The following is a 19143-nucleotide window of genomic DNA, read 5'->3' as shown; positions in this document are numbered from 1 at the left end:
GAGTCGGATTGCTCGACAAGAGGCTGCTCGAAATCCTGGCCTGCCCGGCCTGCAAGGGCCCGCTGGAGTACCGGACGGAACCGTCCGAAGTCCTGGTGTGTCACGCCTGCAGGCTCGTCTACCGGGTCGAGGAGGACATACCGATCATGCTGATCGACGAAGCCACGCCCCTGGGGGACGAGGGCTGAGACAGGCGCCGAGGCCTTCCGATCTCTATCTGTCCGTGGTCGTCAGGACCGGGGGGGGGCGGGGGGGGGCCCCCCCCCGGCACGGTCCCCGGCGAAGCGGGCGGCACGGTCTACCGGATCGACCTCGCAGCCGAGCCCGTCGACGGGAGGGCCAACGACGAGCTGGCCAGGTTCCTCGCCTCCGAGTTCGGCACCGGCAGGGACGCGGTGGAGATCCGCTCGGGGAGATCCTCCAGGAGAAAACTCGTGAGGATAGGCGATCCCCCGGCGCGGCCTCCCTGGTTCACCGGCTGACGACTCGAAGCCGGTCCACGGAATGGATCGCTGAACTGCCGGCCCGTCCGGCTCGGGTCGGCGAGTTGCCGGTCCATCCGCGATCGCGCATAATCCCCGTTCTTCCGTAGAGTTGGAGGATCTGGCGGCATGCGGCTCATCGTTCCTTCGGACTGGGACTGGACCCCCCCGGAGGGAATCCCGGTCTGCAGGCGAAGGCCGTTCGGCCCGTGCCTGGACGAAGTGGCGCGCGCCCTGGCCGAATCGGAGCGCCTGTTCGTCATAGGTACCGACGGGATGGCCGCGAAGCCCTGCTGGCTGCTGGCGACCGACCATGTCAACCTCTTCGGCGACGGCCCGCTGGTGGGTCCGAACGACGACCGGGCCGGTCCCAGGTTCCCCTCGCTCTCCGGGCTCTACGTGGATGTGGACGGCCCGTTCCTGAAGGGCACGGTGCTCCGTTCGCCTGACTGGCGTCTGGCGACACCTGCCGAACTCGCGGCCACCGGCGCCGCGGCAGCCGTGACCGAGGGAGTGCTCGAGGCCGTGAAGGCCGGCCATGGCGGCGCGAAGGCCGCACTCCTCGTCAGGTGCCACGGGCCGAATCGCTGGAACAGAAGCGCTCCGCCTCTCTCCGAACTGGTCGAGAGGCTCTCCCGGAGGGAAGAGAATTGAAGGAATCCTCCTACAAGGACAGCATAAGGCTTCCGAGCACCGGATTCGCCATGAAGGCGAACCTCCCCGCCCGCGAACCCGAGATCCTCGCATCCTGGGCCGCAGGGGACATCTATGGCGCGATCCGCGAATCGAGGCGGGGGCGCGAGACGTTCATCCTCCACGACGGGCCGCCGTACGCGAACGGGAACGTCCATCTGGGCACGGCCCTCAACAAGATCCTCAAGGACTTCGTCGTGAAGTCGCACACCATGCTCGGCTACGACTGCCCGTTCGTCCCGGGATGGGACTGCCACGGCATGCCCATCGAGCACAGGGTCGCGAGCGATTCGTCCGGCCCGGCAGGGGCTGCCGGCAGGTCGGAGATCCGCTCGAAGTGCCGCGAATACGCCGAGAGACACGTGGGGATCCAGCGCGAGGAGTTCAAGAGGCTGGGCGTCTTCGGCGACTGGGAGCATCCGTACCTCACCATGTCGCGCAGCTACGAGGCGGGCATCCTCGAGGCCTTCGCCGACCTCGTCGGGAAGGGGTACGTCTATCAGGGTCTCAGGCCGATAAGCTGGTGCAGCTCGTGCCACACCGCCCTCGCCGACGCCGAGGTCGAGTACGCCCAGAGGCGCTCACCCTCGATCTGGGTCGCGTTCGAGCAGGACGATCCGGCGGCATGGCAGGCCCGGGGCGTGCCCGCGGGCGTCGAGGTCGTGATCTGGACCACCACGCCCTGGACCCTTCCCGCGAACAGGGCAGTGGCGCTCAATCCCGCCGAGGAATACACCATCGTCGATCAGGGGCCGAGGCGTTTCCTCGTGGCCCTCAGGCGCTCCCCCGACTTCGCATCGATGCTCGAAGGGGCGTCGATCCGGGGCGGCGCCCCCCGTTTCAGGGGCTCCGACCTCGAGGGACTCCGGCTGAGGCATCCCCTCGATCCCGCCCTGCGTTCTCGGGTCATCACCGCCGAGCACGTCACGATGGACGACGGCACGGGATGCGTGCACACCGCCCCCGGGCACGGCACGGACGACTTCGCCGCGGGGATGAGATACGGGCTCGAGGTAGCGAGCCCGGTGGACCCGTCCGGCATGTTCACCGCGGCTGCCGGCCGATACGCGGGGATGCACGTACACAAGGCGGACCCCGTGATCATCGAAGACCTGCGTACTTCGGGCAGGCTCGTAGCGTCCGGCACGATCGAGCACAGCTACCAGCACTGCTGGAGGTGCCACCGGCCCCTGATCTACAGGGCGACCAGCCAGTTCTTCCTCGACCTGTCCCACGAGGGGCTCAAGGACCGGGTCCTTGCTTCGGTCGACGGCATCGGGTGGCACCCCGGCTGGGGCTACGACCGCATGAAGAACATGATGTCGGCAAGGCCGGACTGGTGCCTGTCGAGGCAGAGGGCGTGGGGGGTCGCGCTGCCCGCGCTGGTCTGCCGCTCCTGCGGAGAGGCCTTCCTGGACGAGGACATGGCCCGCTCGGCCGCCCGGATCGTGGCGGAGCGCGGCTCCGACGCCTGGTTCGAGACGGATCCGCGCGATCTGGCGGCACTCGCAGGGCGCCCGGCGGTCTGCGCGGCATGCGGTTCGAAGGACTTCGACAGGGTGGACGACATCCTCGACGTATGGTTCGACAGCTCGCTGAGCCACCGCAACGTGCTGACCCCCGAGTACGGCCTCACCAGGCCGGCCTCGGTCTATCTCGAGGCGACGGATCAGCACAGGGGCTGGTTCGGGGTGAGTCTTATCACCAGCACTGCCCTGGGGCTGGGCATCCCCTCGAGGAACATCGTCACCCACGGCCTGGTCCTCGACCCGCAGGGCAAGAAGATGTCCAAGTCGCTCGGGAACGTCGTCTCGCCCCTCGAGGTGATCGAGACCTACGGGGCCGACATACTCAGGCTCTGGTTCGCCTCTGTGGACTACACGACCGATTTCAGGGCCGAGAAGTCCGTCCTGGACGACATGCGCGAGGCCTACCGCAAGCTGCGGAACACCGTGCGCTTCCTCCTGGGCAACCTGACGGGTGACGAGCGCGCGGAGGACTTCCGGCCGGACTTCAGGGGTCTGGAGAGGTTCATGTACCTGAGGTTCAGGAAGGCGGCGGCGGAGTGCGTGGACGCATACCGCTCGTTCGAGTTCCACCGCGTCTTCCGCGAGCTCCGCAATCTCGCTACCATCGAGCTCTCCGGCCTCTTCCTCGACGCGCGGAAGGACAGGCTCTACTGCGACGCTCCCGGCGGCCCCGGGGCTTCCGGCACCCGGATGCTGCTCGGGTGGATGGCGACGGGCTTCCTCGAGCTGCTCGCCCCGATTCTCCCGTTCACTTCCGAGGAGGGCTGGCGCGAGCTGCCCGTGGGCCTGTCGAGCGCAGGGAGCGTTCACATGGCGATGCTCCCCGACGAGCCGCTCACGGAGGCCGAGGAGGCCGAGCTGGCGGGATGGGACAGGTTCCTCGAGTACAGGCGCATCGCCCTGAAGAGCCTCGAGGATGCGAGGGCCGCTGGCCTGATCGGCAGCTCGCTCGAGGCGCACGTCCGCCTGACCGTGCCCGCCGACGCGGTGGATTCCGCGAACGGCGAGCCCTGGGCCGACTTCCTGATAGTATCCACGGTCGACGCCGTGCCCTCGCCGGACGGGGAGGTCTCCGCCGCAGTCTCCCGCACTCCTCACGGGAAGTGCGAGAGGTGCTGGAGGCACATGCCTGAGGTCGAGGCCAGCCCTGAGAGGCTCTGCGGCAGGTGCGCGGCGGTCGTCGGGACGGGTGGTGGGAACGTTGAGGAGTGACAGTCCCGTGAAGGCGTTCATCGTGGCCGCAGCGGCTGTCGCGCTCGACCAGGCCACCAAGTCGCTCGCCCTCCTGAACCTCTCGTCCGTCGAACCCGTGCCCCTGCTCGGAGACGTCTTCCGGCTCGTGCTCAAGTTCAACGAGGGGGCGGCCTTCAGCCTCAGCTGGGGCGGGCCGGGTGTGCTCATCGCCATGACCGCGACAGCGGCGGCGGCCGTCACCGTCGCGATCCTCCGCTGGCGCAGGCGGAGCCCTGCCGGGATGGCGGGCCTGGGGCTCATCCTGGGGGGCGCCCTGGGGAACCTGGGCGACAGGATCTTCCGTGACGGCCGCGTGATAGACTTTCTCGACATGGGCCTGGGAGCGCGCAGGTGGCCCACCTTCAACGTGGCGGACATCGCGATCACGGTCGGCGCGCTCATGCTCGTGATACTGCACAGGGACGGGGGGAAGGTGGAGAATGCCTGAGGAGACCGGCAGCACCGGCACGGTCGTCGTGGCCGTCGGCGGGAACTCGATAATCGATCCGAAGGGGAGGAGAGGCAACCTCGACACCCATGACCTCGCCCGGGAGCTGTGCGAACAGATAGCGAGCCTCGCGGGTCGATACGGGAGCGTCGTGCTGACCCACGGGAACGGGCCCCAGGTCGGATTCGAGCTGCTCCGCAACGAGGCTGCGAAGGACGTCGTCCCCCCCGACGGGATGGACGTGAACGTGGCCGCGACGCAGGGGTACATCGGCTACCTCCTCCAGCAGGTCCTCGGCGACGTGCTCGAGGAGAGGAACGAGGAGGTCCCGATCTGCAGCCTCGTCACGCAGGTCGAGGTGGATCCGGACGATCCGGGCTTCCAGAATCCCACCAAGCCCGTCGGGCCGTTCTATTCGGCGGAGGAGGCGGCGAAGCTCGCCTCCGAGAGGGGATGGAGGATGAGGGAGGACGCGGGGCGCGGCCACAGGAGGGTCGTCCCGTCGCCGAGACCCCTCAAGATCCTCGAGCTGCCGTCGGTCAGGAACCTCGTCCATTCCGGCCAGATCGTGATCTGCACGGGCGGCGGGGGCATCCCCGTGGTGCGCAGGGGGAAGCGTTTCGAGGGGGTGGCCGCCGTGATCGACAAGGACCTAGCGAGCGCCCTCCTCGCCTCCGGCCTCGGCGCCCGGGACTTCGTCATCTCCACCGGAGTGCCCGAGGTCTATGTGAACTTCGGCAGGCCCGATCAGAGGGCGCTCAGGAGCATACGCGCGGAGGAACTGCGGAAACTGCGGGCCGACGGCCACTTCGCGGCCGGCTCGATGCTCCCGAAGATCGACGCCTCCCTCGACTTCATCGACAAGGGGGGCTCGAGGGTCGTAATCACGAGCCCCGAGAGCATCCTCTCGTCGCTGGACGGCGGTACCGGAACCACGATAGTCCCTTGATGAGGCGGCCATTGGCCTGCAACGCGGGGGGTGTCCGAGCATGGATCTTTACAGCGAGTTCCCCGTACTCTTCATAGACAACGACCTGATGGGCTCCACCGCCAACAGCAGGGCGGTGCGCGCCATCGTCGACGCACTCCAGGACGAGCACATCAACGTCCTCGAGGCCCCCACGTGCTCCGACGCGGAGGTCCACCTCAGGTCCCTCGCGAAGATCGGCTGCATCCTCCTGGACTGGGAGCTCGACTGCAGCGGCAACCCCGAGTACGACAGCACCGCGACGATGGTTCGGAAGATCACGGACAAGAGCATGGAGATCCCGCTCTTCCTGATCACCGACAAGCTCTCGGTGGCCGACATCCCGCTCGAGGTGATGAAGCGCATCGACGGATACATCTGGGCCCTCGAGGACACGCCGGACTTCATAGCGGGCAGGATCGAGCGCGACCTGCGGCAGTACGTCGACAACCTGATGCCGCCCTTCCTGAAGGCGCTCTACAGCTACGTCCAGTCGTACCGGTACTCCTGGCACACCCCAGGGCACATGGGCGGCGTGGCGTTCCTCAAGTCGCCGGTGGGGAAGGTGTTCCACCAGTTCTACGGCGAGAACCTCTTCCGCAGCGACATCTCCGCCTCCGTGCCGGACCTGGGGTCGATCCTCGAGCACAACGGGGTCAGCGGCGAGTCGGAGAAGCTGGCGGCGAGGATATTCGGTGCCGACAGGACCTACTACGTCACCAACGGCACCTCCACCGCCAACAAGATGGTGTTCCACGGCTGCGTGAAGAGCGGCGACCTCGTCCTCCTCGACAGGAACTGCCACAAGTCCATCATCCACGCGGTGATAATGACCGGAGCCATTCCCATCTACCTGAAGTCGAGCCGGAACGCCCTGGGCATCATCGGCCCCGTGCCGGTGTCGGAGTTCTCCCAGGAGTCCCTGCGCGAGAAGATCGAGACCTGCCCCTTCCTGCCGGCCGGCTCGAACCCCAGGATCAAGCTCGCGGTCCTCACCAACTCCACCTACGACGGGCTCTGCTACAACACAGAGCTGGTGAAGGACATGCTGGACGGGGTCTGCGACAACGTGCTCTTCGACGAGGCCTGGTACGCCTACGCCCGGTTCCACGACCTCTACCGCGAGAGGTACGGCATGTACCAGGGCGACGCGGACCACGGGCTGACGGTCTTCGCCTCGCAGTCCTCGCACAAGGTGCTCGCGGCAATCTCCCAGGGCTCGATGCTCCACATCAAGGAGGGCGGCCGCGAGTTCAACCACGACAGGTTCAACGAGGCCTACATGATGCACTCCTCGACCTCGCCCCTCTACTCGATCGTCGCCTCTCTCGACGTCGCGGCGAGGATGATGGAGGGCGGCATGGGCAAGATGCTCGTCGAGGAGGCTCTCGAGGAGGCCGTCGTGTTCAGGCTTAAGATGGAGCACATCGACCAGCAGGTGCGCGGCGGGGGCCCCGGGGGCTGGTGGTTCGGGATCTGGGAGCCCGACGAGGTCTTCGAGCCGGACCCGAAGAAGCCGTCGGCCAGGAGGCTCGTGGATCTCGGGCAGGTCGACGACAAGAGGCTCGTGGCAGACCCCGACTGCTGGAAGCTCGATCCCTCCGCCAAGTGGCACGGCTTCAGCGACATCTCCCGTGACTACGTCATGCTCGATCCCCTGAAGGTGACCATCACCACGCCGGGGATAGGCCCCGACGGGCGGATGACTGACTTCGGGATACCGGCCGGGATAGTGGCGAGGTTCCTCCGCGAGCGCGGGATCGTCGTGGAGAAGACGGGCTTCTACAGCCTGCTGGTGCTCTTCACGCTCGGGATAACCAAGGGCAAGTCCGGCACCCTGCTGGCCGAGCTTTTCGACTTCCGCGAGGCCTACGACGAGGACTTCAGGCTCTCGCAGGTGTTCCCCACGCTCACCGACCAGTTCTCGGTCAGCTATTCCGGCCGCACCGTGCGCGACCTCGTGCAGGAGATGCACGACTTCCTCAAGGACAAGACGATCTCGAGCGTCCTGACGGCGATCTTCGGCGGCCTGCCCGTGCAGAGGATGCTGCCGGACGAGGCCTACGGCTGCCTGGTCTCGGGCGAGGTCGAGGAGGTCTCGATCTCCCACCTCGCCGGAAGGATCTCTGCGGTCACCGTGGTGCCCTACCCGCCCGGCATCCCTCTGGTCATGCCGGGGGAGGAGTTCGGCGCCTCCGACAGCCCGGTGCTCGAGTACCTCGAGATCCTGCAGGAGTTCCACAACCGCTTCCCGGGTTTCGAGGGCGAGGTGCACGGCGCGAGGGTGAGGAAGACCGAGAGCGGCTACTTCAGGTATTCGGTAGACTGTGTCCGCCGCTGATCCGCCGGGGGCGCAGACCTGAAGGGATCCGCCCCGCGGCCTGTCCTGCCCCGGCGTGAGGTTCCGCCTCCGGAGGTGAGGAACTGGTCTGGTTTCTGATCACCCTCGTGGTCTGGAGCTCGATGGAGGCGGTATCGAAGCCCCTCATGGGCCTCTTCGACCCGTTCTCCCTCACCTTCTGCCGGTTCCTCTGCGGCATACTCGTGCTCGTCGTCTTCGCCGCATTCCGCGGCAGGCTCCTGGAGTTCAGGACGCTCGGCAGGAGGACCCTGCTGCTGCTCTGCTCGATGGGGGTGCTCAACACCTTCCTGAGCATGTCGCTGCTGCAGCTCGCCGTTCTCCACGCCACGCCCGCGACGGCGGCAACGGTGTTCTGCATACACCCGGTCATCGTCCTGGCGGCCTCGGTGGCGCTCGGCTGGGAGAGGTTCTCGTGGATCAGGACGGCGGCCTTCGCCGCCGCGTTCGCCGGCGTGGCGCTGGTCTCGGCCGCCGCGCCCGGGGGAGGGCTGGCCGGGCCGGTCTACGCCCTCATCGGCGCTGTTGCCTTCGCATCGTACACGATCATCGGCAAGAAGGTGTCGGGAGTGGTCAGCCCCGTCACCGCCAACCTGGTGTCGTTCGCCGCCGGCGTCGCCGCCCTGGCGGTCTTCATGGCGGCCACCGGCAGGGATCTCGTGCCGCGAGATCTCTCGGGCGCCGGTACGGCCGACCTGCTGCGGTTCGCGCACCTCGGCGTGCTGGTGAGCGGCGCGGGTTATCTCACGTTCTTCCGCGCCCTGAAGGCGATGCCGGTCTCGGCCGCGTCGCTGATCTTCTTCCTGAAGCCGGTGCTCGCCACGGGATTCTCGGCCGCGCTGACGGGGGAGAGGCCTTCAGCTGCTTTCTTCGCAGGCCTGGCCCTCGTCGTCCTCTCGACCGCGGTCTGCCTGATCCCCCGCCGCCGCTCCTGATCCCTTCATTTCCGCGTCAGCGGAAATGAAGAGCCCGTCAGTTGCCCGCCATTATCCTGATTCATCTGCATGGCGGGCAATGGGAGGGCCGGAGAGCATTTCCGCGTCAGCGGAAATGAAGGCTCGCCAGCATGTTTGCGGAGCAAACATGCGAGAGACCATGACGAAAGCCATGGCGTCCGTAGCTCTGCCGGTTCCCAGCGGAGCCGGCAGGATGGTGCAAGCCGGCACTTTCGCAGTCCGCCATTCACGAATCCGCAGAGTGGCGGACTTCTGACGTGCCTGCCTGTTCCTGCGGCTGCAGGAACAGGCGATTCAGATGCAGCGGCATCTCAATGCAGTACAACAATAAGACGGTTGTGCGCAAACATGATTTGGATGAAATGTCACAATATGTCGCTGGAACCATGAAGCAGATCGAGTTAAGGTGTTTATGAACTGGGACATCCAGTCGGGAGAGTATGTGCCCAGGATGCCATGACATCCACAAGTAATTGCATAACACCGGAATGCTACTTCGTCTGGTATGGCGAAGAAACGAGGGCGGCGACTCAGAGGCTGATGATACTGGGCGACTAGGTTACCAGGCTCCGAAGAGAAGATAGGGGTGGGGCAACACACCCCTCCTCTTCACAAGATGATGATGCGCTTGAATCTGCTATGACACCACCGGTGTTAACGCGGATGTCGCTTATCTTCACAGGATAACCTGTAAAATGACTATGGCTGTAACATACGGGGCCGCAAGGCTATGCGAGGGCGGTTATAACGGTAGTCTGACCCCGAGCTTCCGGTTGAAGACGCGGGAGCGGCGGTGGAGGCGGCGCTCGTAGAGCTTCCACATCGACTGGATCAGCGTGTTGTCCTCGAGCTCGTGGTTGCTCTCGGCGAACTTCATGCCCCTCCCCAGGGCGGTCCTGCCCATGTCCATCGTCAGCATGGCGTCGATGCCCTTGTTCCTGTAGTCCGGCAGTATCCCGGCCAGGTAGAAGTCGAGCACGTCGCTCTTCTTCAGGGCTCGGAGGATGTGCACGAACCCGAACGGGAGCAGCCTGCCGCGGGCCTTCTGGAACGCCCGCGAGAGGTTGGGCATGGCGATGATGAAGCCCACGAGCTTCTCGCCGTCGACGGCCAGCTTGATGAAGGAGGGGTCCACCTGGCCGAGATAGCTCTCGATGTAGAAGCCGATCTGGGCGTCAGACAGGAGGGTGGTGCCGTAGAGCTCCGAATAGCTGAGGTTGAGCACCTCGAATATCTGCCTGCCCCATCTGCCGGCGAGGTTCTTCCGGGACTTCTCGCTGAACACGCGGATCCCCGTCCTGCGGGAGATCTGCTCCGCGAGCTTCAGCATGCGCTCCGGCAGCTCGGACGGGACGGTGATCCGGTACTCGACGTAGTCGACCTCCTTGGCGTAGCCGAGCCCCTCGAGGAAGTCGCGATACCACGGCGGATTGTAGCTCCCCGCGATCGTGGGCAGCTCCTCGAAGCCCTCGACGAGAACTCCGGTGGGGTCGTTGTCCGTGAAGCCCAGCGGCCCGCTGATCTCCGTCATGCCCTGAGAGGCCACCCACTCCTCGGCGGCCGAGACGAGGAGTCGCGCCGTGGCCGGGTCCCTCTCGCACTCGAACCAGCCGAACCGCCCGCACCTCCTGTCCCACTTGCCGACATATGCGTCCGAGACGATGGCGGCCACGCGGCCCACCGTGCGGCCGTCCCTGACGGCGCGGAAGAGCTGGGCCCGCGCGGTCTCGTAGGCGGGGTTGCGCCGGGGGTCGAACTGGGCCTTCTCGTGCGAGACGAGCTGGGGTATCCAGAGTGGGTCGCCCCGGTAGAGGTCGAAGGGCAGCCTGACGAATTCGGAGATGTCCCTCGCGGAACGCACCGGCTCGATGGTAGTTGAGTGCGCCAATTCCAACTCCGGGTTTGTGGGGATGTATTACTCTGTAAGCCCGACGGTGCGCTGCCGGTTCCCGGCCTCCTCAGGACCCCCTGACGGATTCGACGGCCTTCGCCAGCCCGCCATCGTCTCCGCCCCGCGACGGGGCGACCGTGAGCGAAGTGAGCGCGGCGTCGGCCTTGCGGAGCCTGTCGACGAGGAGGATGGCTATGGCGAGCAGGAGCCGCGATCCGAGGGCGGGAGCCTCGAGGAGCGTCCTGACGAAGTCCTCCTTGTTGAGGCGATACACCACCCCGGACTCCCTGGCGGTCACTGTCGCCGACCTGGGGCTCTCGTCGAGGAACGACATCTCGCCGATCAGCCCTCCGGCCCTGATCGAAGAGAGGTATACCTTCTGCGAGGGCCGCTCGTCGGTGACGACGAACTCGCCTTCGGCGACGATGTACATCGACGTGGACTGCTCTCCCTTGCGGAAGAGCACGTCGTTCTTGGCGATCTCTACCCTGGAGCACCTGGCGAGGATCGCTTCCTCCTCCTGCTCCGTGAGCGTCTTGAAGTATCTCCTGTCCTGAGCAGCCACGGTCACCGCCTTTCCCGGCCGTCGACGGAGGATTCTGCCGCCCTCCTGCCGGAGATGGCCTTGTAGGCCTCGAACCAGACTATCCCGAGAATGCCGGCCGCCAGGCACAGAACGACGTCGACCGCATGGAGCCTGTCGAAGTGGAACAGGCGGCCCAGGAATGGAATGTAGATCACCATCGCCAGAAAAGCCATAGCCCCCGACGCGACCATCCACATGGCCCTGTTGGGGGTCCGGATGATCTCGGGCAGGCTCCGGCGCCACGACCGGTTCGTCGCTATGAGCATGATGTTGGCCACCACCAGGGTGGAAAAGGCGAGGGCCCGCGAGTCGTTCTCGGAATGCCCCGAACCGGTGGCCCACAGGAACACCGCCGTCGTCACCGCGAGCACGGACAGGCCCTGCAGAAGGCTCACGACCAGGGCCTTCCTGCCGAAGAGCCTTCGCCTGCGCGAGTCGGGCGGGCGCCTCATGGCGTCCCTCTCCTCACCCTCGGCCTCGAAGACTATGGAGCATGCCGGGTCGATGATCATCTCGAGGAAGGCCACGTGAACCGGCATGAGGATCAGCGGCCAGCCCATCAGCACCGGCAGCAGCGAGAGGCCGGCCACGGGGACGTGCACCGCGAATATGTAGGCGAAGGCCTTGGATATGTTGTCGCGGATCCTCCTGCCCTCGCGCACCCCCCTGACGATGGAGCGGAAGTTGTCGTCGAGAAGGACGAGACCTGCGGCCTCCCTCGCCACGTCGGTGCCCCGCGCCCCCATCGCAACCCCGATGTCCGCCGCCTTCAGTGCCGGAGCGTCGTTCACGCCGTCTCCGGTCATCGCGACGGTCTCGCCTGCGCGCCTGAGCGCCTCGACCACCCGGAGCTTCTGCCTGGGCACCGCCCGGGCGAAGACCGACACCTCCGGAAGCCTCCTCATCAGCTCGTCGTCGCTCATCCTGTCCAGTTCGCCGCCGGTGATGAGCCCGCCCTCGCCGAGGCCGGTGTCGCAGGCGACCTCGAGGGCAGTCGCCGGGTAGTCGCCGGTGATCATCATCACGTTGATCCCTGCGCCCCTGCATTCGGCCACCGAGTCGGCCACGCAGGGCCTCACCGGGTCTCTCAGCCCTATCAGTCCGAGGAACTCGAATTCGAGATCGTGCTGGCCCTCCGGAAGGCTTCCGTCGAAGGCCGCTGCGGCCACGCCCAGCACCTTCAGGCCGCCGGCAGCCATGGCCTGGACCCTCGCCTCGATGTCGGCAAGCCTCTGCGGAGGTTCGTGGCACAGGTCGGCGATGGCCTCCGGCGCGCCCTTCGAGGCGATGAGGTATTCGGAGCCGTCCGGCGACCTCCATACGTGGGAGAGGGCCATCAGTTCGGAGCTCAGCGGGTATTCCCTGACGAGGATCCAGTCGTCGTGGAGATGGGCGGTGCCCGAGAGCAGGGAGGTCCCCGCCTCCCTCACGGCGCGGTCCACCGGGTCGATGGGATTGCCCTTGCTGGCCAGCACGGCGTATTCGAGGAGGCCGTGGAGCTCGTCCGCGAGATCCCCTCCGGACCACGATCCGCTCCCGTTCTCCATCCCGGCCAGTTCCAGTGTGTTCAACGTCAGGGTGCCGGTCTTGTCCACGCAGAGGAATGTCGCTGTGCCGAGCGCCTCCACTGCGGGCATGGTCCTGCAGAGCACTCCGTGCTTCGACAGGCGCCATGCTCCCAGGGCGAGGAAGATCGTGAGAACCACGGGGAACTCTTCCGGGAGCGTGGCCATCGCCAGGGTGATGCCCGCCAGGATCCCGTCCTTCCAGGCTTCCGGGCCGGCCCCCTTGGAAAGCGCCGACACGACTGCGGTCAGGGCGCAGAGTGCGAGGCCCAGGACGGCCAGCCTCGAGACGAGCCGCGAAGTCTCCCTCTGTAGCGGTGTTCTCGGGGCCTCTGTCTCCCTCATCATCACGCCGATCCGGCCCAGCTCCGTCCCCGCCCCCGTGGCGGTCACCTCTGCGACTCCGAAACCGGATGTCACGAGAGTCCCGGAGAAGACGCGCGAGGAAGAACCGGCATCGTCCGCAGGGTCGCCGGAGGCCTTCGGCACCGGTGCCGATTCGCCCGTGAGGCAGGATTCGTCCACGAACAGGTTCATCGAGTCGGCGAGCATGCCGTCCGCCGCGACCCTGTCGCCCTCGGAGACTATGAGCAGGTCGCCGGGCACGACGTCGCGCCCCGGTATCCTGATCCTCGATCCGCTCCTCACCACCAGGGCCCTCGGGCTCGAGATGTCCCTGAGCGCCTTGAGAGCCTTGTCGGTCCTGCGTTCCTGGACGATGGTGATGACGATCACGAGAGCCACGAAACCCAGGAGCATGGCGGCGTCCTGCGGCTCCCTGGCGACGAAGAGGTAGAGGCAGCCGGAAGCCAGGAGCAGGAGCAGCATGGGCTCGCTGACGACGTCGAATACGAGCTTGAAGAGCCCTCGCGAAGACGACCGGGGCAGTTCGTTGGGGCCTTCGGAGGCGAGCCTGGCTGCCGCCTCTTCGTGTGACAGGCCTTCGAGGCCTCCCAGTTCACGGGTTTCGGGCATGGAACGGCACCTCCGTGGTTCAGTTCTGCCTGCGGAGGTGTCCGCCGCTTTGAGCCCGTGGCCTGAACCGGTTGCGGTCGGTGATGACTGTCCGTCGGAGCCTGCAGGACGGGGCAGCCGCGACCGCCGGCGAGCTTGCCGTATCATCCCGCATCCGCAGTATAATAACCCAACCCCGTTGAGTGGGGGAACAACAGGAGGGATCGATGAGAAGCTTGCTTGTGTCCGCCGTTGCCGTACTCTTCGTCCTCGCAGGGTGCAAGGCGCCGGCGCCCAGGATCGAACTGCAGGCCCCGGCGGAGCTCTCCGGGGGAAGCGAGTTCCAGGTGACATGGGTCGGACCCGACAGCGTCGGCGACTACATCACCATCGTTCCAGCCGGTGCAGCCGAGGGTGACTGGGCCGAGTACGCCTACACCGCGCAGGGCAATCCCGTGACACTGCACGCGCCCTATGCCGCAGGCCAGTACGAGGTCAGGTACGCCACCGAGAAGACGACGCCAGACTCCACGCTGGGCAGGATCACGATCACCGTCACCGCCGTCGAGGCATCCGTGACCGCTCCTGCAACCGCCGATGCGGGCACCCAGTTCGAGGTCACCTGGACCGGCCCCGCGAACCCCGACTGCTATGTGTACATGGTGGCCGAGGGCGCGCCCGAGGGTGACTGGGCAGGTTCGGAGTGGTACTACGTCAGCTCCGGCAATCCCCTGACCTTCACCGCTCCGCCGGTATCCGGCAACTTCGAGATCAGGTTCGCCACCGAGCTCACGGAGCCCGACTCCACCCTCGCCAGGGCCGTTGTCGCAGTCAGCGGCCTGGGCGGCGTCACGCTCTCCGCCCCCGCCTCCGTCACGGCCGGCGCGGCGTTCGACGTCACGTGGGCGGGCACCGCTGCCGAAGGCGAGTACATCGTGGTCGTCCCCTCCGGCACCCCCGAGGGTGAATGGGCGGGATGGGAGTGGTACTACGTCGCCGAGGGCAGCACCCTGACCTTCACCGCCCCCGCGGCCGGCGAGTACGAGATCCGCTACGTCACCGAGGCCACGGATCCGAACACGACCATCACGAGGATTCCGCTCGCTGTAGAATAGCAGACTGGAAGAGACGGAAGGGCGCCGGGCGACCGGCGCCCTTTCCTATATGCTCAGATCGAGGGTGTAGCCGAGGAGGAAGCTCCGTCTGTCGAAGTGGAAGCTGACCCCGGAGCCCCGGAGGGCGGGGGCGCGATCGAGGAAGGAGTCGAGCCAGTCCGGGACCGGGATGAGCGTCTCCCGCTCGCGGCAGGCCATGCCCGCCGCGAGGGACTCGATCCCGCGCGGGAGCAGCAGGAGCCGCCCGTCCGCGGGCTCCTCCGTGCCGGCCATCCCGCAGGGCAGGGCGGTTTCGTCCGCACCGGACCCCGGAACGCCCATGGGCGCGGATGCCGCCACCCACGCCGAAAGAAGGATCGAGGAAACCGTCATGCCCATACATTGGTATTATAACACTCGGCCACCGGGTTGTTCCCCGGCGACAGCCCCGGGAATCCTTCGAGAGCCGGAGACGGCGAGGCACCCATGTATGGCAACCTCGAGTCCATCTACACCGGCGATGATCTGAGAGACGCCGCCGCCTGGCTGATCGACCCCGTCTCGCGCTGCCGCACGCTCGACAGGGCCCGGACACGCATCCTGAACGAGCTCGGTGGAATCCAGGCCCGCTTCACCGACGACCAGGGATTCAGATATTCGACGGTGAGGGACTGCGCCAGGGCTCTCAGAGGCATGCTGCTGCCCCACTCGGAGGAGAAGGCGGGCTTCTCCGTCCTCGAGAAGCTGATCGCCATCCAGAGAGGCGGAGCCGGGGGCGGGCAGTCGCCCGCGTTCAATGCCGAGTTCATCAACCTCTTCAGGGGGCTGGCGGGCAGGGCCGGGTCCTGGATGATGAACGACGAATCCGACACGAGATCCCTGTCGGGCAGGGAGGCTGCCGTCCGGAGATCAGGCGAGCTGGACCGGATCTGGCAGACCGTCGAATCCTGGATGAACCGCTGGGAGGACGGTCTGACTCCGGAAGCCGTCAGCCGGAGGGAGGACGGGCGGCGGCGGGTGCTCGACATCCTGGGCGGCGGCGAACGCGACTGGGACGACTGGCGCTGGCAGGCCGCGAACGCTGTGACATCGCCCGGGCTGCTCGCGAGGCTGATCCCGGGCATCGACACGTCAGGGGTCGAAAAGGCGGCCGGACTCTCCATCCCGTTCGCCGTCACCCCCTACTACGCGTCCCTCATGGACCCCGGCGCCGGCCCGGGCGACCGCGCACTCAGGGCGCAGGTGGTGCCCTCGAAGGAGTACGTCGAGTCCTTCGAGGCCGCGCGGCACAGGGCGGATCTCGACTTCATGCGCGAAAGGGACACGTCACCCGTCGACCTCGTGACGAGGAGGTATCCCGCGATCGCGATCCTGAAGCCGTACAACGCCTGTCCGCAGGTCTGCGTCTACTGCCAGCGCAACTGGGAGATTGAGGGGGCCATGTCGCCGACTGCGATGGCCCCCGAATCCGGTCTGAACGATGCGCTGGACTGGATTGCCGACCACCCGTCGATCCGCGAGGTGCTGGTGACCGGAGGCGATCCTCTCGCGATGGACGACTCCAGCCTGGGCTCGATACTCCGGAGGATCGCCGCCATCGACCACGTCGATCTGGTGAGGATAGGCACCCGTACTCCCGTGACCATGCCGATGAGGTTCACGCCCGGCCTTCTCGATCTCCTCTCCGACTTGAGGTCGCCGGGAAGGCGCGAAGTGGCGGTCGTGACCCACGTCCAGCACCCCTGCGAGATCACCCCCGCTGCAGTGAGGGCGGTCGATGCCGTCAGGATGAGGGGGATCGCCGTCTACAACCAGCTCGTGTTCACCTACTACATCTCGAGGCGGTTCGAGGCGGCGAAGCTCCGGATGCTCCTGCGCCGGATCGGGATCGATCCCTACTACACCTTCGTGCCCAAGGGCAAGCAGGAGACAGTCGAATACAGGGTGCCCATCGCAAGGATCCTGCAGGAATACCAGGAGGAGGCCAGGCTCCTCCCCGGCACCCGCCGGACGGATACGCCGGTATACAATGTCCCCGGCCTCGGAAAGAACTATCTTCTCGCCAATCTGAACAGGGATCTGGTCTCGGTGATGCCGGACGGTTCGAGGCTCTACGAGTTCCACCCCTGGGAGAAGAACATCACGAGACAGGGGGGATACCTGGGCACGGACGTGCCCGTGCTGGACTACCTGTCCCGGCTCGCCGCGGACGGCGAGGACATCTCGGACTACTCGAGCATCTGGTACTATTACTGAGGCTTTTCATCACACTGCGACCGATTCCCCGGGAGGTTCCTCATGGAGTTGCTGTTGGCGAATCTCATCCCCGTGCTGGCAGCGCTCGACCCGGCCGCCTGCCCGGTTCCGCCGCCCGTTGCAGAGATGCGCCCCTTCACGGTCGAGTCCCCCTGCGGCGACCGCGTCGACGAGTACTACTGGATGCGCGACAGGAAGGACCCGGCCGTGATCGCCTATCTCGAGGCGGAGAACGCCTACGCCGACTCCCTGATGGCGGGGACGGCGCCTCTCGTCGACAGCCTCGTGGCCGAGATGGAGGTCCGGATTCCGCTCTCCGACTCGTCCGTCCCGTATCCTTACAACGGATTCCTCTACTGGAGCCGCTTCGACGAGGGGAGCGACTATCCCGTCTACATGAGGCGCCCCGAGACCGGAGGCCAGGCCGAGACGGTCCTGGACGTCGCCGCGCTGGCATCCGGCAGGGAGTACATGGATGCGTGGCCCGGGATGAGCCCTGACGGCACCATCGCGGGCGTGGCCTTCGACACGACGGGTTCGCTCGAATACACTATGGTCTTCGTCGAGATGGGCACCGGGAGGCTGCTGGACGACACGCTCAGGGGCACGGACGGGAGCCTGGTCTGGGGCAACGACTCGCGCACCGTCTTCTATGGAGCCCTGGACAGCACGTGGCGCACCTGCAGGATCATGAGGCACGCGCTGGGCACCCCGGCGGCGGCCGACACGATCGTCTTCGAGGAGGACGATCCCACCTTCTGGCCCTACGTGTACAAGTCCCCGGACGACGGATACGTCCTGATAGAGACCTCCAGCACCGAGTCCTACGAGACCTGGATCCTCGACGCCGACGATCCCGAAGGCGCGTTCCGCGTCGTAGAGCCGAGGACCCCCGGTCTCGAGTACAGCGTGGAGACCCTGGGCGACACGCTCTACATCCTGACCAACCTCGCGGCGCAGAACTTCCGCGTGATGACGGTGCCGGCATCCGAGCCTGCCGCCGCCCGCTGGACGGAGGCCGTGCCCGCGAGGGACGACGTGCTGATCGAGGATGTAGAGGCCTTTCCCGGCTGCCTGGCGATGCTCGTCAGGAGCGGAGGCTTCTCGCAGCTCCGCACGGTGGACCTCTCCACCGGCGTCGAGACCGTGGCGGCGGGGAGCGACGAGCCTTCGACGCTCTGGTTCGAGAGCAACCGCCGGCCGTCCGACCGTCTGGTCCGCTACGGCTACTGCTCTCTGACGACCCCCGTGCAGACCCGCTCACTCGACCTCGAGACGGGCGTCTCCGCCATCCTGAAGCAGGACTCCATCGGGGGCGGCTTCGACGCCGCCCTGTACAGCTCGGCGGTCATGTACGCTCCATCGCACGACGGGATCGAGATCCCCATCTCCATGGTCTGGCGTTCCGACATGGGCGGTCCCGTCGACAGGCCCCTGCTGCTGGAAGGATACGGCGCCTACGGCTACAGCTCCGATCCGTGGTTCTCGAGCTCGATGCTCAGCCTTCTCGACAGGGGGTTCGTCTTCGCCACCGCCCACGTCAGGGGTGGCTCGGAGATGGGCAGGAGCTGGTACGAATCCGGGAGGCTCCTCCTGAAGAGGAACACCTTCCTCGACTTCATCGCCTGCGCCGAGTACCTGGCATATGCAGGCGTGACCGGCCCGGACAGGATGTTCGCAAGGGGCGGGAGCGCCGGCGGCCTGCTCGTCGGGGCGGTGGCCATGATGAGACCGGAGCTCTTCAGGGGCGTGGTGGCCCAGGTGCCGTTCGTGGACGTCGTGACCACCATGTTGGACCCGAGCATCCCCTTGACCACCAACGAGTACGAGGAGTGGGGCGACCCCTCCGATCCGGTCTTCTACGACTACATGCTGTCCTACTCGCCCTATGACAACGTTGGGGCGCGCGACTACCCGGCGCTGTACGTCACGGCGGGATGGAACGATTCGCAGGTCTGCTACTGGGAACCGGCCAAGTGGGTGGCCAGGATCCGCAGGCTCCGGACCGACGACGATCCGCTCGTATTCAGGACGGAGATGGGCGCCGGACATGCCGGCGCCTCGGGCAGGTTCGGATGGATGGAGGACGCGGCCTCGGAGCAGGCATTCCTGCTGGGTCTGCTCTGACCC

At 66.5% G+C, this 19143-nt stretch carries 14 protein-coding genes; 10 read left to right on the top strand and 4 right to left on the bottom strand.

The window, feature by feature from the left end; genetic code table 11:
* The first annotated feature begins 8 nt into the window (after positions 1–8).
* The 7 genes from QUS11_10365 (at position 9) to QUS11_10335 (ending at position 8646) form a co-directional block, all read left to right on the top strand.
* Positions 9–188 carry a Trm112 family protein gene (locus QUS11_10365; protein ID MDM7993701.1) on the top strand — a complete coding sequence of 60 codons (180 nt, stop codon included), beginning with the start codon at positions 9–11 and terminating at the stop codon, positions 186–188.
* Between the two features lie 423 nt (positions 189–611).
* Complete coding sequence (locus QUS11_10360; GenBank protein ID MDM7993700.1) at positions 612–1136, top strand: hypothetical protein; 525 nt, start codon at positions 612–614, stop codon at positions 1134–1136.
* Positions 1133–3916 carry an isoleucine--tRNA ligase gene (ileS, locus tag QUS11_10355; GenBank protein MDM7993699.1) on the top strand — a complete coding sequence of 928 codons (2784 nt, stop codon included), beginning with the start codon at positions 1133–1135 and terminating at the stop codon, positions 3914–3916. Before QUS11_10360 ends, ileS begins: the two co-directional genes overlap by 4 nt.
* Positions 3906–4385, top strand: coding sequence for a signal peptidase II (gene lspA, locus QUS11_10350; protein MDM7993698.1), 480 nt, complete (start codon positions 3906–3908; stop codon positions 4383–4385). The genes ileS and lspA overlap by 11 nt, the downstream gene beginning before the upstream one ends.
* Entirely contained in the window at positions 4378–5334 is a 957-nt protein-coding gene (arcC, locus tag QUS11_10345; protein ID MDM7993697.1) for a carbamate kinase, read from the top strand. The genes lspA and arcC overlap by 8 nt, the downstream gene beginning before the upstream one ends.
* A gap of 40 nt (positions 5335–5374) precedes the next feature.
* Positions 5375–7693 carry an Orn/Lys/Arg decarboxylase N-terminal domain-containing protein gene (locus tag QUS11_10340; GenBank protein ID MDM7993696.1) on the top strand — a complete coding sequence of 773 codons (2319 nt, stop codon included), beginning with the start codon at positions 5375–5377 and terminating at the stop codon, positions 7691–7693.
* A 98-nt stretch (positions 7694–7791) separates the two neighbouring features.
* Positions 7792–8646 (top strand): DMT family transporter, encoded by an 855-nt coding sequence (locus tag QUS11_10335; protein ID MDM7993695.1) that lies wholly within the window; start codon positions 7792–7794, stop codon positions 8644–8646.
* Positions 8647–9409: 763 nt separating this feature from the next.
* Here QUS11_10335 and QUS11_10330 read toward each other — a convergent pair.
* From QUS11_10330 to QUS11_10320, 3 genes are all read right to left on the bottom strand, one after another.
* Complete coding sequence (locus QUS11_10330; GenBank protein ID MDM7993694.1) at positions 9410–10555, bottom strand: hypothetical protein; 1146 nt, start codon at positions 10553–10555, stop codon at positions 9410–9412.
* Positions 10556–10625: 70 nt separating this feature from the next.
* On the bottom strand, positions 10626–11129 hold the full coding sequence (locus QUS11_10325) for a cyclic nucleotide-binding domain-containing protein (protein MDM7993693.1): 504 nt from the start codon (positions 11127–11129) through the stop codon (positions 10626–10628).
* Entirely contained in the window at positions 11126–13684 is a 2559-nt protein-coding gene (locus tag QUS11_10320; GenBank protein MDM7993692.1) for a cation-translocating P-type ATPase, read from the bottom strand. Before QUS11_10320 ends, QUS11_10325 begins: the two co-directional genes overlap by 4 nt.
* Positions 13685–13890: 206 nt before the next feature.
* Between QUS11_10320 and QUS11_10315 the strand changes: the two genes are divergently transcribed.
* Positions 13891–14778, top strand: a complete 888-nt coding sequence (locus QUS11_10315) for a hypothetical protein (GenBank protein MDM7993691.1) — start codon at positions 13891–13893, stop codon at positions 14776–14778.
* A gap of 45 nt (positions 14779–14823) precedes the next feature.
* On the opposite strand, the gene QUS11_10310 is transcribed toward QUS11_10315, so the two are convergent.
* Positions 14824–15156, bottom strand: coding sequence for a hypothetical protein (locus QUS11_10310; protein MDM7993690.1), 333 nt, complete (start codon positions 15154–15156; stop codon positions 14824–14826).
* An 87-nt stretch (positions 15157–15243) separates the two neighbouring features.
* Between QUS11_10310 and QUS11_10305 the strand changes: the two genes are divergently transcribed.
* Positions 15244–17013, top strand: coding sequence for a KamA family radical SAM protein (locus tag QUS11_10305; protein ID MDM7993689.1), 1770 nt, complete (start codon positions 15244–15246; stop codon positions 17011–17013).
* Between the two features lie 42 nt (positions 17014–17055).
* Complete coding sequence (locus QUS11_10300; GenBank protein ID MDM7993688.1) at positions 17056–19140, top strand: S9 family peptidase; 2085 nt, start codon at positions 17056–17058, stop codon at positions 19138–19140.
* The last annotated feature ends 3 nt before the right edge of the window (positions 19141–19143 follow it).

Source organism: Candidatus Fermentibacter sp., assembly GCA_030373045.1.
GTDB lineage: Bacteria > Fermentibacterota > Fermentibacteria > Fermentibacterales > Fermentibacteraceae > Fermentibacter.
This window is presented reverse-complemented; position numbering and strand designations above follow the sequence as displayed.